This window comes from Streptomyces sp. NPDC047971 (genome assembly GCF_040653355.1).
In the GTDB taxonomy this organism is placed as follows: domain Bacteria; phylum Actinomycetota; class Actinomycetes; order Streptomycetales; family Streptomycetaceae; genus Streptomyces.
The window spans coordinates 1-14675 of the sequence record NZ_JBEZNW010000043.1; the positions used below are offsets into that span (position 1 = coordinate 1).

Sequence of the window (14675 nt, forward strand, 5' to 3'; positions counted from 1 at the left end):
CGGGGGCGGGGGCGGGCGGCGCACCGACGACCGTCGGTCCGCACCCCGCCCGTCCCCTCGGGCTCAGCGGACCGGGCCGGGGAGCGGCGGCAGGGGCAGGGGAAGCCCCGGCAGCCCGTCGAGGCTGGACGCGATGTGCTCCTTCTTCGCGAAGTACGCGCTCAGCGAGGCGTCGTCCTCGCGCGCGAACCGCCTCCCGTGGAGGTCGCGGTCCTCGTCGTACGCCATGAACGGCACCCCGTAGCCACAGCTGTCCCGGACCAGCTCGGCGGTGACCACCACGATCGCGCGCAGCCCGTGCTTGGTCACGTCGATGTCCGGGAAACGCGCCATGAGCCCCTCCCACCGGGGGTCGTCCCGGAAGACGGGCTCGCCCCGGCCGTGCACGCGCACGATGTTCGGCGGCCCCTGGAAGGCGCACCACATGAGGGTGATGCGACCGTTCTCCCGCAGATGCGCGACGGTCTCGGCGGTGCTGCCGGCGAAGTCGAGGTAGGCGACGGTCAGTTCGTCGATGACGGCGAAGGAGCCGGTCAGCCCCTTCGGCGAGAGGTTGACGGTGCCGTCGCCGTCGAGCGGCGCGGTGGCGGTGAAGAAGATCGGCTGGGCCTCGATGAAGGCGCGGAGTCGTCCGTCTATTCGCTCATACGTCTTTCCCATGCCGTGATTCTCCCCGCAGACGCACCGGGGCGTCCCACCCCCTGACCGCGCGGGCGCGCCGCGCCGCCCCCTCACCTGACCGTGCGCCAACCTCCCAGCACCGCACGCGCGTTGGCCCGCAGCCTCGCGTCCGCGTCGTCACTCAGCCGCCGCGCCGCCTCCCCACACGCCTCGCCGCCCCGCGCGGCCAGCAGCCGGAAGGCACCGACGCGGACGTGCCGGGGTCGGTCCGGGGCCAGGCGCTCCATCAGCTCCTCCGGGGACAGTCGGCGCACCCACGGGAGAAGCGCGGTCGCCGTCTCCCGTACGACACCGGGCGCGGGGTCGTCGAGCAGCACCGTCAGCCGTGCCACGTCCGCCGTCTCCAGGAGTCGCAGCCCTGCCACGGCGCGGGCGCGGACACCGTCGTGCGGGTGGCGAGTCAGCGGCCACAGCAAGTCCCTGTCGTCCCGCGCACCGCATTCGGCGAGCCCGACCGGAGCGCCGGCCGGCACGTCCGTGCCCACGCACAGCGCCCGGTAGAGGGGGACGGGGTCGACTCCGGCCTGCCGCAGTACGTAGCGCGCGCACGCCCGCACCAGCGGCGACCGGTCGGTGAGGAAGGGCTCGGCCTCCCCGTACCGCTCCGCCCGGCGCAAGGCCGTCACGCCGGCCGACCGCACCCGCGGGTACCGGGACCGCAGCAGCTGCCGCAGCACGTCGTCGTCGGTGGTGACGTCGACGGCCGCGAGGGCGCCGCTCGCGGCGAGGTCCTGGATGACCACGTCCTCGTCCGAGGCGGCGATCAGGGCGAGCCGGGCGGGGGAGAAGAGCCCGCGTTCGACCGCGAGCCGGTGGGCGAGCCTCCGCACGGATCGCTCCTCGCTCACGAGCACGGCGTCGAGCACGGGCGCGGGCGCCTCGCGCAGGGCGCTCTCCAACAGGTCGAGGGCGGCGGCTCCGCGCTGTCGGCCGGAGATCCGCAGGACGACCGAGGCCAGAACCCCGATCGCCTCCGGGCCGACGCCGGGCAGCGCGGCCCGCAGCATGCTCCGTGCCTCGGTGCGGACCGGCTCGACCCAGTCCGCGCAACGGATCACGACCAGGGGCAGCAGGGCGGGCACTCCCTCCGCCCGCCGCAGCGCGGCCTGCCGTATCCGGCCGTCGGGGTGGCAGAGCGCGAGGGCGAGCTCGGTCTCGGTCGGCTCAGGGTGGGAACGGCGCCGTGACAGGGGCACCGACGGCAGGGGCGCGTCCCACCTCCAGCTGACCCGGCGCACGGGGTGGTCGGACGCCCACGCGGGGGCGCGGCGCATCGAGGGTCGGTGCCGGGCGGTGTCGCGTACCGCGTGGTCCAGCTCGGTCCACTCGGACGCGTCGGAGACGTCGATCGCCTCGGCGATCGACGCCCCTCGCACGAGTCCCACGACTTGTTCGACGTCCCAGCTCGACATGGGGGGAGCGTAGGCGTCGCCTCCGGTGGGCGTCCCCGGATTTTCGGCGGGCGAGGGGCCGATTGACAGAACATACGGAGGACTGCATAGTTATGCCTATCGCAACGTCGAGCTCTCCGCGAAGAGCGCCGCCCGGCGTGACCTCGCGCAAGCCCTGGTCGTTCCACAGCCGCCTCCCCGGTCGTCCAGTGCGGGGAAGGCGGTCGCACATCTTCACCCTTGCCCTGAGGAGCACAGCAGTGAGCAGCAACAACGGTGACGTCCGGCTCTGGGGCGGACGCTTCGCCGACGGCCCCGCCGAGGCCCTCGCGAAGCTGTCCGCGTCGGTCCACTTCGACTGGCGTCTCGCGCCGTACGACATCGCCGGTTCCCGTGCCCACGCGCGCGTGCTCCACAAGGCCGGGCTGCTCACCGAGGACGAGCTGACGCGCATGCTCGCCGGCCTCGACCAGCTCGAAGCCGATGTCGCCGACGGCTCCTTCGTCGGCACGATCGCCGACGAGGACGTCCACACCGCCCTGGAGCGCGGCCTCCTGGAGCGCCTCGGCCCCGACCTCGGCGGCAAGCTGCGCGCCGGCCGGTCCCGCAACGACCAGGTCGCCACCCTCTTCCGGATGTACCTGCGCGACCACGCCCGGATCATCGGCGGCCTCGTCGCCGACCTCCAGGACGCCCTCGTCGGCCTCGCCGAGGCGCACCCGGACGTCGCCATGCCGGGCCGGACCCACCTCCAGCACGCCCAGCCGGTGCTCTTCGCCCACCACGTCCTCGCCCACGTCCAGTCCCTCTCCCGGGACGCGGAGCGGCTGCGGCAGTGGGACACCCGGACCGCCGTCTCCCCCTACGGCTCCGGAGCCCTGGCCGGTTCGTCCCTCGGGCTCGACCCGGAGGCGGTCGCCAAGGACCTCGGCTTCGAGCGCGGCTCGGCGGGCAACTCGATCGACGGCACGGCCTCGCGCGACTTCGTCGCCGAGTTCGCCTTCATCACCGCGATGATCGGGGTCAACCTCTCCCGCATCGCGGAGGAGATCATCATCTGGAACACGAAGGAATTCTCCTTCGTGACCCTGCACGACGCCTTCTCCACCGGCTCGTCGATCATGCCGCAGAAGAAGAACCCGGACATCGCGGAGCTGGCGCGCGGCAAGTCGGGCCGCCTCATCGGCAACCTCAGCGGTCTGATGGCGACCCTGAAGGCCCTGCCGCTCGCCTACAACCGTGACCTCCAGGAGGACAAGGAGCCGGTCTTCGACTCCTGCGACCAGCTGGAGATCCTGCTTCCCGCCTTCACCGGCATGATGGCCACGCTCACCGTCAACCGGGAGCGCATGGAGGAGCTGGCCCCGGCCGGATTCTCGCTCGCCACCGACATCGCCGAGTGGCTGGTCAAGCAGGGCGTGCCGTTCCGTGTGGCGCACGAGGTCGCGGGCGAGTGCGTGAAGGTCGCCGAGGCCGACGGCGTCGAGCTCGACGGCCTCACCGACGACCAGTTCGCCAAGATCTCCGAGCACCTGACCCCCGAGGTCCGCACGGTCCTCAACGTGCCGGGTGCGTTGGCCTCCCGTGACGGGCGTGGCGGTACGGCCCCCTCCGCCGTCGCCGCGCAGCTCGTCGAGGTCAAGGCGGACCTGGTCGTCCAGCACGCCTGGGCCACCGCCAAGCAGTAGCGGACACCCGCTCCTCACAGCGCCGCCGCCCACTCCGCGAGCGCGTCGAAGTCCGGCCGGATCAGTCCGATCCGGGGGTCGACGTGCAGCAACAGGGCGGCGGCGAGGTGGTTCGCCTCCACGTACGCGTGGTCGTACGAGGTGATGTCGTCGTCGACCCAGGCGAACGGCCGTCCCGCCGCGTACTCCAGGATGTACTGCGTCTTCCAGAAGGTCCCGCGAGGGGCCTTTCCGTGCATCTGGGGCCAGTCGATGAAGGGCAGCCCGGGCAGCCCGAGGTGCGGCCCTATCCAGGCATTGGCCTCGCCCTTCCACGTCGTCGCCCACACCAGCTCGTACGCCCCGGCCAGCGCGAGCAGCTCGGCGCCGTGGTCGGGGTTCAGCCATACCCGCAGCGGCTTCGGCCCCGTCCAGCCCTCGGGGCTCATCCGGTGCGTGTCGTACCCCTCCGGGCGGTGCTGGGCCTTCGCCGCATAGGGGTTCAGCGGTCCGTCCACGTCGATCAGCAGCAGCGGCTTCGTCATGTCCACAGCATTCCTTTCCCTGTCATGGTGAGGCGTCGATTTATCGAATGAGACAACGACGTCTCATTCGGTGTATGGTCGTCTCATGTCAGTCGACCGCAACCAGGTGCTCCGCACCGCAGCCGCCCTGCTCTCCCGGAAATCGACCGCCACCATGGACGAGGTCGCCCGGGCCGCGGGGATCGGCCGCGCCACCCTGCACCGGCACTTCGCCGGGCGGGACGCGCTGGTCAGGGCGCTGGAGGCGATGGGCCTCCGGGAGTTCGAGGCCGCGTGCGACGCCGCGCGCCTCGACGACGGTCCGGCGGACGAGGCGCTTATGCGGCTCGTCGCGGAGACCGAGCCCAACGCGCCGCTGCTGGCCTTCCTCGTCACCGAGAACCAGCTCTTCGAGGGCGACGACGTCGACGAGGGCTGGGCCCGGCTCGACGCGCGTGTCAGCGCCCTCTTCAGACGCGGCCAGGAGGAGGGCGCCTTCCGGATCGACCTGAGCCCCGCCTGGCTCACCGAGGCCCTCTACGGCCTCGTCTCGGCCTGCGCCTGGTCCGTCATCGACGGCCGGGTCGCCCCCAACGACTTTCAATACATGATCACCGAGCTGCTGCTCGGTGGCGCACGACGGAGCGTGGAGAAATGAGCACCACCCAGCAACTGGGCCTCGCGAAGGGGACGGAGGCGAAGAGCCCCGGGCGATGGCTCGCGCTCGCCGTACTCGTCCTGGCGGTCCTGCTGGTCGCGGTCGACGCCACCGTACTGGGTCTGGCCACGCCCTCGCTCAGCGAGGACCTCAAGCCGTCCGGCACCCAGCTCCTGTGGATCGGCGACATCTACTCGTTCGTCATCGCCGGTCTGCTCGTCTCCATGGGCTCGCTCGGTGACCGGATCGGCCGCAAGAAGCTGCTCCTGATCGGTGCGACGGCCTTCGGCGCCGTCTCCGTGCTCAACGCCTACGCCACCAGCCCCGAGTTGATGATCGTCGCCCGCGCCCTCCTCGGTGTCGCCGGTGCGACGCTGATGCCGTCGACGCTGGCGCTGATCCGGAACATCTTCCACGACCCCAAGGAGCGCAGCCTCGCCATCGGCATCTGGGGCGCCACCGCCTCGGCCGGCGCCGCCATCGGCCCGGTGATCGGCGGAGCGCTGCTCCAGCACTTCTACTGGGGCTCGGTCTTCCTCATCAACCTGCCCGTCATGGCGGTCCTGGTCCTCGTCGGCGTCAAGCTGCTGCCCGAGTCCAGGAACCCGGTCGCCGGACCCTGGGACCTCATCAGCGTCGGGCTCTCGCTCGTCGGCGTCATCGGAGTCGTCTACGCCATCAAGGAAGTCGCCTCCCACGGCCTGACATGGGAGGTCGCGGCGGCCGCCGTCATCGGCGCGGTCACCCTCCACGCCTTCGTCCGGCGCCAGCACACGCTGTCGTCGCCGCTGCTCGACATGCGGCTGTTCAAGCACCGCGGCTTCTCGGGCGCCGTCCTCGCCGACCTGCTCACCGTCTTCGGCCTGTCCGGGCTGGTCTTCTTCCTCTCCCAGTTCCTGCAGCTGGTCCAGGGCCGCGAACCCCTGGAGGCCGGCCTGGCCGAACTGCCGGCCGCCATCGGCGCGGTGGTCACCGGTCTGATCGCGGGCCGCTACGCCCGGCGGTTCTCGGTACGCGCCGTCGTCGCCGGCGGTCTCGGCGCGATCGGCCTCGCGCTCGCCGTCATCACCCTGGTCCACAAGGAGACCGGCTACCCGCTGCTCGGCGCGGCCCTGCTCGTCGTCGGCCTCGGCGCCGGGTTCTCGTTCACCGTCACCGCCGACGTGATCCTCTCCAGCGTGCCCAAGGAGCAGGCGGGTTCGGCGTCCGCGGTCTCCGAGACCGCGTACGAACTGGGCGCGGCGCTCGGCATCGCGCTCCTCGGCTCGATCGTCACCGGCGTCTACCAGGGCTTCGTCACCCCGGCCGGCGTTCCCTCGGACGCGGCGGCGGCGGCGCACGAGTCGCTCGGCGGAGCGGTCGAGGCCGGTGCCGGCCTCGCGCCGGACACGGCGAACGCCCTGGTCTCCGCGGCCCAGGTGGCCTTCGTCGACGGCCTGCGCATCGCGGCCGGCGTCGGCGCGGCGGTCCTCCTCGCGACGGCGGTCGCGGCCTGGTTCCTCCTGAAGGGCCAGAAGCTGGAGGACGGCGTCGAGCACTGACGCGCGGACGTCATCAACGATCGGGCCCCGCACGGCGACTGCCGTGCGGGGCCCGATCGTTCACTTCGTGACCGCTACGCGGCCTTCGCCTTGGTGGCGTACATGTCCACGTACTCCTGGCCGGACAGCCGCATCACCTCGGCCATCACCGAGTCCGTCACCGCCCGCAGCACATAGCGGTCGCGGTCCATGCCCTCGTACCGCGAGAACTCCATCGGCTCACCGAAGCGCACCGTCACCCGGCCCGGCCGGGGCAGCCCCGCCCCGCCCGGCTGGATCTTGTCGGTGCCGATCATCGCGAACGGCACGACCGGCGCCCCGGTCATCAGCGTCAGTCGCGCGATGCCGGTACGGCCCCGGTACAGCCGGCCGTCGGGGGAGCGGGTGCCCTCGGGGTAGATGGAGAAGATCTTGCCCTCCTCCAGCACCCGGCGGCCCGTCATCAGCGCCGCGACACCGCCGCGCCCGCCGTCGCGGTCGACCGGGATCATGCCGACGCTCGTGAAGAACCAGGCCATCAGCCGGCCCTTGAATCCCTTGCCCGTCACGTACTCGTCCTTGCCGATGAAGAAGACCGGGCGGTCCGTGCAGATCGGCATGATCATCGAGTCGATGAACGTCAGGTGGTTGCCCGCCAGGATCACCGGCCCCGTCCCCGGGATGTTCTCGGCGCCCTCCACACGGGGGCGGAACATCATGCGCAGGATCGGTCCGAGCACTGCCTTGATGAGTGCGAGACGGGACAACGGTTCCTCCGGTATCGGGACGGTCGGCGTCGGTGTGTGTGGGGGACTGTGCAGGTGAGGACGATACTCGCGGGTCGGCCCCCCGCGCACATCGGGTTCACCGAGTGGATACACAGTGTTGACGTGTGTTTCCGCCATGTTCGGCCGTGGTCTGCCGCAGGTAGGGGGTGACTGCCTACGGTCGGAGCAGCCGTTGACAGGTGCGGGACATCACACGACGAAGGAGCCTTCATGACACAGGGTGAGCAGCGGAGCCCCGGCCGGCGGACCGTCCTCGGGGCGGCGGGCGCGGCCGTACTGGGCGCCTCCACGGTCCTTCCCGCGGGCACCGCGCAGGCGGCGGAGAGCCGGGGCCGAGGACACGGACACGGCTTCCGCTCCCTCCCCGTCCCCACCGTCATCGCCCACCGCGGCGCCAGCGGCTACCGCCCCGAGCACACCCTCGGCTCCTACCAGCTCGCGCTCGACCTCGGCGCCCATGTGATCGAGCAGGACCTCGTCCCCACCAAGGACGGCCACCTGGTCTGCCGCCACGAGAACGACATCACCGGCACCACCGATGTCGCCGACCACCCCGAGTTCGCCTCGCGCCGCACCACCAAGTCCGTCGACGGGGTCTCCCTGACGGGCTGGTTCACCGAGGACTTCACCCTCGCCGAGCTCAAGACGCTGCGCGCCAAGGAGCGCATCCCCGGCACCCGCCAGGAGAACACGCTCTACGACGGCCGCTGGCAGATCCCCACCTTCGAGGAGGTGCTCCGCTGGGCCGACCGGGAGGGTCGCCGCCGGGGCCGTGAGGTCTGGCTCCACGTCGAGACCAAGCACCCCACCCATTTCCGCGCCCTCGGCCTCGGTCTGGAGGAGCGCCTCGCCAAGCTGCTGCGCCGGTACGGCCGGCACCGCGCCGACGCCGCGGTCTTCCTGCAGTCCTTCGAGCCGAGCAGCGTCCAGCGTCTCGCCGGGCTGGTGGACTCCCCGCGCGTGGTCCTGCTGTCAGCCGCGAACAGCCGCCCCTGGGACTTCGTCCAGGCGGGGGACCCGCGCACGGTCGCCGACCTCGTGACGCCCGCGGGGCTGCGCTGGATCGCGTCGTACGCCCAGGGCATCGGACCCACCCTGGACCTGGTCATCCCGCGCGACGCGAGCGGCCGGCTCGGCACCCCGACGACCCTGGTGCGCGACGCGCACGCGGCGGGCCTGATCCTCCACCCGTACACCCAGCGCAACGAGAACGGCTTCCTGCCCGCCGACTTCCGCCGCGGCACGGACCCGAACGCCTACGGAGACGTCTTCGGCGCCCTGCGGACGTACCTGGCGACAGGCATCGACGGCATCTTCTCCGACAACCCCGACACGGCCCTGCTGGCGGCGGCCGACCTCACGAGGGGCTGAGCCCCGCGCCACCCGGTCGGAACGCCCGACCGGGTGGTTTACGCCCCGTCCCGCAACCGCCCCGCACCTGACCCGCATCGTGGCGGTCATGACCCACCTCCTCCGAACCCTGGCTCCCCTCCTCGCCGCGGAATCCAAGGCCGAGGCCCCGGCCGCCGGCGTCGACGCCGGGGACCTCGAACAAGCAGTGTGGCTGCGGCTCCTGGAGCGCCTCGAAAGGGACGACGCCCCCACGCGCCCCGCCGACTGGCTCCGCCGAGCCGTCCGCGCCGAGGCCCGCCGAGCCCGCCGCGCCGCCCTGCGGGAACGCCCCTACGAGGGCGAGGAGGCCGCCGAACCGCACGCCTCCCCCGAGAGCTCCGCCCTCGTCGCCGAACGCCGCCGGGTCGTGCGCGCCGCCGTCCGCCGCACCCCCGGTCACTGCCCCCGCCTGCTCACCGCGATGCTCGACCCCGCCGACCCCACCTACCGGGAAATCGCAGGGGAGTTGGGTATCTCACAGGGCAGTCTGGGGCCGATGCGTTCCCGTTGCCTGGGATGCCTGCGCAGAATGCTGGCTGCAGAGGTTCCCGCATCGACCCGGAGGGGAAGGGTGCGGTAGACCGACCGGTGGACCAGGTGAGCGGGAGGCATGCGCACATGGGCATGAGCGTGACCATCTCAGCGGCAGACGCGCAGGACGCGGAGCACATACTCAAGCTGCAGTACCTCTGTTACCAGAGCGAGGCCGAGCTCTACGGCGACTACTCCATCGAGCCGCTCACCCAGACCCTGGACGCCCTGCGGGCCGAACTGGCCCAGGGCCACGGCCTCGTGGCCCGCCTCGGCGACGAGGTCGTCGCCTCCGTCCGCGGACGGGTGGACGAGACCGGCACGGTGCGGATCTCCAAGCTCATCGTCCATCCGCGGATGCGTCGCCACGGCCTCGGCGGCCGACTGCTCGACGCCATCGAGAGCCACTTCGCCGGCGACCCGGTCCCCGGCGCCAAGCGCTTCCAGCTCTTCACCGGCCACCGCAGCGAGGGCAACCTCCGGCTGTACCGCAGCAAGGGCTACGAGCCGGTCGCCACCCGCGAGATCGGACCGCGACTCACCCTGGTCACCATGGAGAAGGCGGCCTAGGCGCCCCGCACGGGGCGACCGCCTCCGCCTACGCGGTCGCCCGGGAGCGGCGGAGCCACCAGATTCCGGTCACCGGCAGCAGCACCGGGATGAAGATGTAGCCGTACCCGTAGTCCGACCAGACCGTGGCGTCGGGGAACGCGGAGGGGTCGACGAGGGTCCAGGTCCCCACGGTCAGTACGCCCACCAGCTCGGCGGCGCAGCACACCAGCGCCGCCCTGCGGGCCGTCTCCCCGCCCCTGACCAGTGTGTACGTGATGAAGGCGTACACCACGGCCGCCACCGCCGACAGCGCGTACGCCAGCGGAGCCCGGTCGAACTCGGTCGCGATCTGGTAGATCGAGCGCGAGACCGCGCCGACCGACATCACCCCGTACAGCCAGACCAGCAGCATGCCCGGGCCCGTGACCAGGCCGCCGGCTCCCTCGGTCGCACTCATCTCAGCCCACCGTCCAGATGTCGAAGAGACGCACCTCGAGCACCGCGAGCACGACCGCCCCGGCCGCCACCGTCGCCGAGCCCCAGCGGCTCCGCTCCGCGAGCGACATGAACCCGGCCGCCGGGACGGCGCAGAGCGAGCCCAGCAGATAGGCGACGAAGATCGTCGTGCCCTCCTCCGCCTTCTCACCGCGCGAGAGCTGCACGATGCCCACGATCAGCTGCACCAGCGCGAGGAAGGTCACCACGGCCATGCCGATGAAGTGCCAGTCCTTGGTGGGCTGATCACGGGAGAAGGCGAAGCCGCACCAGGCGGCGAGGGCGAGCGCGGCCACCGAGACCGCGACCGTCAGGGCGTCAAGCATGGGCCCGAGGGTATTACGCGCCGAAAGGCCCGATGCGCTCGCCCCCCACCCGCCCGGTGGGGTCGGCGGCCGCGGGCCCGCCCGGTGGACCGGGGGCCGGGCGGGCCGGCGCGGAGCCGTGGCCTTGGCCACAACCCGGGGCCGATCCGAGGCCGGCACCGGTGACGCCGGGACCGATCCGTCGGAGGCATCCGCGCAGGCCACGGACGGGGGTGCGGGGAGCGCCGCCGGAGCGCGACCGCCGGGCGACGTGTCCGCATGGCATCTCGATGATGTCCGCTATTCGGACACCCCCGATTCGGCCTGACAGGTGCGTGCTTTACTTGCAGCCATGACCACGACGAGCAGCCGCACCCTTGCGACCGAGGCGATCAGCACGCCCGGTGCTCGTTGTATGTGTCGAATGTGCGCCTTCTGAGGGCCCCCGCCGAGCCTCGCGCCCCGAAGCGAGACCCCGACGGCCGAGCCGATCCGCCCGCCCTTCCGGCGCCGGACCGTGCCCGCCCCGCGCACGCGCTGCCTTCCGGCCACCAGCTGGACCAGCCCTTTCGCGCCTGACTGTCCGAACGACGAATGCCCCGTGCCCGGCGGACCCCGCGCCGTGCACTCGACAGTGACGGAAACCCCTGTGATCACCACTACGGGCCTGACCAAGGTCTACGAGTCGCGAGGCCGCCAGGTCACCGCTCTGGACGGCGTCGACCTCCACGTCCGCGAGGGCGAGGTGTTCGGCGTGATCGGCCAGAGCGGCGCCGGCAAGTCCTCGCTCATCCGCTGCGTCAACCTCCTGGAGCGCCCCACCTCGGGCACCGTGACCGTCGACGGAGTCGACCTCACCGCACTGGCCGCGAACGGCCGCCGCGCCGGCAAGGACCTGCGCCGCGCCCGCAGCAGCATCGGCATGGTCTTCCAGCACTTCAACCTGCTGTCCTCCCGCACGGTCAAGGACAACATCGAGCTGCCGCTGGAGATCCTCGGCGTCTCCGGAGCCGAACGCTCCACCCGCGCCCTGGAACTCCTCGACCTCGTCGGCCTCGCCGACAAGGCCGCGTCCTACCCCGGCCAGCTCTCCGGCGGCCAGAAGCAGCGCGTCGGCATCGCCCGCGCCCTGGCCGGCAAGCCCAAGGTGCTGCTCTCCGACGAGGCCACCAGTGCCCTCGACCCCGAGACCACCCGCTCCATCCTCCAGCTGCTGCGCGACCTCAACCGGCAGCTCGGCCTCACCGTCCTGCTCATCACGCACGAGATGGACGTCGTCAAGACGATCTGCGACTCGGCCGCGCTGATGCAGAAGGGCCGGATCGTCGAGTCCGGCACCGTGAGCGAACTGCTCGCCACCCCCGGCTCCGAGCTGGCGGCCGAGCTCTTCCCCGTCAGCGGCGCCGCGACCGGTCCCGACCGCACGGTCGTCGACGTCACCTTCCACGGGGAGGCCGCCACCCAGCCCGTGATCTCCCAGCTCTCCCGCACGTACAACATCGACATCTCGATCCTCGGCGCCGCGATGGACACCGTCGGCGGCAAGCAGATCGGCCGGATGCGGATCGAACTGCCCGGACGGTACGAGGAGAACGTCGTGCCCGTCGGCTTCCTCCGTGAACAGGGCCTCCAGGTCGACGTCGTCGACGAGGACCAGGTCCCCGCCCAGGCCCAGAGCGCCGTGCTCGTCAAGGAAGGTGCCCAGTGACCTGGTCGGAGATGCAGCCCCTCCTCGAGCAGGGCACGATCGACACCCTCTACATGGTCCTGTGGGCCACGGTCGTCACCGTCGTCGGCGGACTGCCGCTCGGCATCCTCCTCGTCCTCACGGACAAGGGCGGCCTGCTCCAGAACACCGTGGTCAACAAGGTCGTCGGTGCGATCGTGAACATCGGCCGCTCGCTGCCGTTCATCATCCTGCTGATCGCCCTGATCCCCTTCACCACCTTCGTGGTGGGCACCTTCATCGGTCCCACCGCGATGATCGTGCCGCTCGCCATCGGCGCCATCCCCTTCTTCGCGCGCCTCGTCGAGACCTCGGTCCGCGAGGTCGACCACGGCCTCGTCGAAGCCGTCCAGTCGATGGGGGGCTCCGTGCCCACGATCATCCGCAAGGTGCTGCTGCCGCAGGCGCTGCCCTCGCTGGTCTCCGGGATCACCACCACCGTCATCGTGCTCGTGGGCTACTCCGCCATGGCCGGCGCGGTCGGCGGCGAGGGCCTCGGCTCCAAGGCGATCACCTACGGATACCAGCGCTTCGACACCCAGTTCATGCTGGTCACCGTCGTCGTCCTGATCGTGATCGTCACCGTCGTCCAGCTCATCGGCGACCTCGCCGTACGCCTCCTCGCCCGCCGGGGACGCGCCGCCTGACCCACGGCGCCACCACAGACTTCGTCCTTCGAAGAAGAGCCCGGACTTGTTGTCCAGGCGTCCACCGCACCACCAGAAAGAGGCACTCTTCGTGCGTAAGAACATCAAGCTCACCGCCGGTATCGCCGCCACCGCCGCACTCGCCCTCGGCCTCACCGCCTGCGGCACGTCGTCGGACCCGTCCTCCGCGAAGGACTCGGCCGGCTCCGCCGACAAGCCGCTCGTCGTCGCCGCGTCCCCCACGCCGCACGCCGACATCCTGAACTACGTCAAGGACAACCTCGCCGCGAAGGAGGGCCTGAAGCTGGAGGTGAAGGAGTTCACGGACTACGTCCTGCCGAACACCGCCACCGAGTCCGGCCAGGTCGACGCCAACTTCTTCCAGCACAAGCCGTACCTCGACGACTTCAACCTGAAGAACAAGACCCACATCGTCCCGGTGGTCAACGTCCACCTGGAGCCTCTCGGCCTCTACTCCAAGAAGGTCAAGGACCTCAAGGACATCAAGGCCGGCCAGACCATCGCCGTCCCCAACGACACCACCAACGGCGGCCGCGCGCTCAAGCTGCTCGCCGACAACGGGCTCATCACCCTCAAGGACGGCGTCGGCTCCAACGCCAAGCTCTCCGACATCACCGACAAGAAGGGCCTGGAGTTCAAGGAGCTGGAGGCCGCCACCGTGCCCCGCGCCCTGAACGACGTGGACGCCGCCGTCATCAACGGCAACTACGCCATCGAGGCCAAGCTCTCGCCCGCCGACGACGCCATCGCGCTGGAGAAGGCGGACGGCAACCCGTACGCCAACTTCCTCGCCGTCAAGGAGGGCAACGAGAAGGACGCCCGCGTGCAGAAGCTCGTCAAGCTCCTCAACTCGCCCGAGGTGAAGAAGTACATCGAGGACACCTACAAGAACGGCGCGGTCGTCCCGGCCTTCGGCGCCGTCGCCAAGTAGGCACCGCAGTACAGTTCTTGTGGCGAAGACCCCCGCATCCCGTCCGATGCGCGGGGTCTTTGTCGTACCCCGGCGTCATCTGACGCCACATCGGACCCGGCCATGCACACCTGCGGCTTCATACTGCATGCTGTGCGTTCACGGTCGATTCGGACGGTCCTCGGCATGGAGCTGCGCATGACTACCACCTTTCCGGACATCTCCATCAACACGGACCGGTTGGTGCTGCGCGCACTCGAAGCGGCCGACGCCCCGGCGCTCGCCGAGATGATGAACGACGAGATGGTCGCGGCCTGGACGGCCGTCCCCCAGCCCTTCACCGAAGCGGCGGCGCACCGGTGGATCACCGATGACGCGCCCACGGAGCGCACCGCCGGCCGCGGGCTCGACCTCGCCGTGACCGAGTTCCTCACCCAGCGGCTCGTGGGCATCGTCCAGCTGGGCACGACCGATTGGCGGGTGCGCTCCACCGAGATGTCGTACATCGTCGCCCCCTGGGCCCGCGGGGAGGGTTACGCGGCCGAGGCCGCGCTCGCCACCGCCCAGTGGCTCTTCAAGGACCAGGGCTTCGAGCGGATCGAGCTGCGCACCGCGGCCGACAACACCGCCTCCCAGCAGGTCGCCCAGAAGATCGGATGCATCAGCGAGGGCGTCCTGCGCGGCGCCTGCATAGCCCGTACCCGCACCGAGGACGGGGAGTGGGCCGACCTTCGTACCGACTTCATCCTCTGGGGCCTGCTCCCCGAGGACCTCGACGGCGTCGCCGACCAGATGGCGGAGGCCGGATACTCCTCGTTCACCGACTGGAGCTGAGCGGGCCACCTGCTCCGGGGTACCCTCGACACC

At 71.1% G+C, this 14675-nt stretch carries 16 protein-coding genes; 10 read left to right on the top strand and 6 right to left on the bottom strand.

Going from position 1 to position 14675, the window contains the following annotated elements:
* Positions 1 to 63 precede the first annotated feature (63 nt).
* Together AB0D99_RS29750 and AB0D99_RS29755 are read right to left on the bottom strand one after the other, a co-directional pair.
* On the bottom strand, positions 64 to 660 hold the full coding sequence (locus tag AB0D99_RS29750; protein WP_362369027.1) for a pyridoxamine 5'-phosphate oxidase family protein: 597 nt from the start codon (positions 658 to 660) through the stop codon (positions 64 to 66).
* A gap of 71 nt (positions 661 to 731) precedes the next feature.
* On the bottom strand, positions 732 to 2093 hold the full coding sequence (locus AB0D99_RS29755; RefSeq protein ID WP_362369030.1) for a hypothetical protein: 1362 nt from the start codon (positions 2091 to 2093) through the stop codon (positions 732 to 734).
* A 239-nt stretch (positions 2094 to 2332) separates the two neighbouring features.
* On the opposite strand from AB0D99_RS29755, the gene argH reads away from it, so the two are divergent.
* Entirely contained in the window at positions 2333 to 3760 is a 1428-nt protein-coding gene (gene argH / locus AB0D99_RS29760; protein WP_362369033.1) for an argininosuccinate lyase, read from the top strand.
* A gap of 14 nt (positions 3761 to 3774) precedes the next feature.
* On the opposite strand, the gene AB0D99_RS29765 is transcribed toward argH, so the two are convergent.
* Entirely contained in the window at positions 3775 to 4284 is a 510-nt protein-coding gene (locus tag AB0D99_RS29765; RefSeq protein WP_362369036.1) for an HAD domain-containing protein, read from the bottom strand.
* An 85-nt stretch (positions 4285 to 4369) separates the two neighbouring features.
* On the opposite strand from AB0D99_RS29765, the gene AB0D99_RS29770 reads away from it, so the two are divergent.
* Complete coding sequence (locus tag AB0D99_RS29770) at positions 4370 to 4921, top strand: helix-turn-helix domain-containing protein (protein ID WP_362369039.1); 552 nt, start codon at positions 4370 to 4372, stop codon at positions 4919 to 4921.
* On the top strand, positions 4918 to 6462 hold the full coding sequence (locus AB0D99_RS29775) for an MFS transporter (RefSeq protein ID WP_362369042.1): 1545 nt from the start codon (positions 4918 to 4920) through the stop codon (positions 6460 to 6462). Before AB0D99_RS29770 ends, AB0D99_RS29775 begins: the two co-directional genes overlap by 4 nt.
* Before the next feature lie 74 nt (positions 6463 to 6536).
* On the opposite strand, the gene AB0D99_RS29780 is transcribed toward AB0D99_RS29775, so the two are convergent.
* Entirely contained in the window at positions 6537 to 7208 is a 672-nt protein-coding gene (locus AB0D99_RS29780; protein ID WP_362369045.1) for a lysophospholipid acyltransferase family protein, read from the bottom strand.
* Positions 7209 to 7439: 231 nt separating this feature from the next.
* Between AB0D99_RS29780 and AB0D99_RS29785 the strand changes: the two genes are divergently transcribed.
* From AB0D99_RS29785 to AB0D99_RS29795, 3 genes are all read left to right on the top strand, one after another.
* On the top strand, positions 7440 to 8600 hold the full coding sequence (locus AB0D99_RS29785; RefSeq protein ID WP_362369048.1) for a glycerophosphodiester phosphodiesterase: 1161 nt from the start codon (positions 7440 to 7442) through the stop codon (positions 8598 to 8600).
* Between the two features lie 88 nt (positions 8601 to 8688).
* Positions 8689 to 9201 (top strand): sigma-70 family RNA polymerase sigma factor, encoded by a 513-nt coding sequence (locus AB0D99_RS29790; RefSeq protein WP_362369051.1) that lies wholly within the window; start codon positions 8689 to 8691, stop codon positions 9199 to 9201.
* 38 nt (positions 9202 to 9239) lie between these two features.
* Entirely contained in the window at positions 9240 to 9722 is a 483-nt protein-coding gene (locus tag AB0D99_RS29795) for a GNAT family N-acetyltransferase (RefSeq protein WP_362369054.1), read from the top strand.
* A 28-nt stretch (positions 9723 to 9750) separates the two neighbouring features.
* Here the strand turns inward: AB0D99_RS29795 and AB0D99_RS29800 are convergent, their stop codons facing one another.
* Together AB0D99_RS29800 and AB0D99_RS29805 are read right to left on the bottom strand one after the other, a co-directional pair.
* Positions 9751 to 10161, bottom strand: coding sequence for a hypothetical protein (locus AB0D99_RS29800; protein WP_362369057.1), 411 nt, complete (start codon positions 10159 to 10161; stop codon positions 9751 to 9753).
* Position 10162: 1 nt separating this feature from the next.
* Complete coding sequence (locus tag AB0D99_RS29805) at positions 10163 to 10525, bottom strand: hypothetical protein (protein WP_362369060.1); 363 nt, start codon at positions 10523 to 10525, stop codon at positions 10163 to 10165.
* A 580-nt stretch (positions 10526 to 11105) separates the two neighbouring features.
* Here AB0D99_RS29805 and AB0D99_RS29810 point away from each other — a divergent pair.
* The 4 genes from AB0D99_RS29810 (at position 11106) to AB0D99_RS29825 (ending at position 14642) form a co-directional block, all read left to right on the top strand.
* Positions 11106 to 12212, top strand: a complete 1107-nt coding sequence (locus tag AB0D99_RS29810; RefSeq protein WP_362369063.1) for an ATP-binding cassette domain-containing protein — start codon at positions 11106 to 11108, stop codon at positions 12210 to 12212.
* Positions 12209 to 12877, top strand: a complete 669-nt coding sequence (locus AB0D99_RS29815) for a methionine ABC transporter permease (protein WP_362369066.1) — start codon at positions 12209 to 12211, stop codon at positions 12875 to 12877. Before AB0D99_RS29810 ends, AB0D99_RS29815 begins: the two co-directional genes overlap by 4 nt.
* Positions 12878 to 12968: 91 nt before the next feature.
* Positions 12969 to 13829, top strand: a complete 861-nt coding sequence (locus AB0D99_RS29820) for a MetQ/NlpA family ABC transporter substrate-binding protein (RefSeq protein ID WP_362369069.1) — start codon at positions 12969 to 12971, stop codon at positions 13827 to 13829.
* Between the two features lie 177 nt (positions 13830 to 14006).
* Entirely contained in the window at positions 14007 to 14642 is a 636-nt protein-coding gene (locus tag AB0D99_RS29825) for a GNAT family N-acetyltransferase (RefSeq protein WP_362369072.1), read from the top strand.
* The last annotated feature ends 33 nt before the right edge of the window (positions 14643 to 14675 follow it).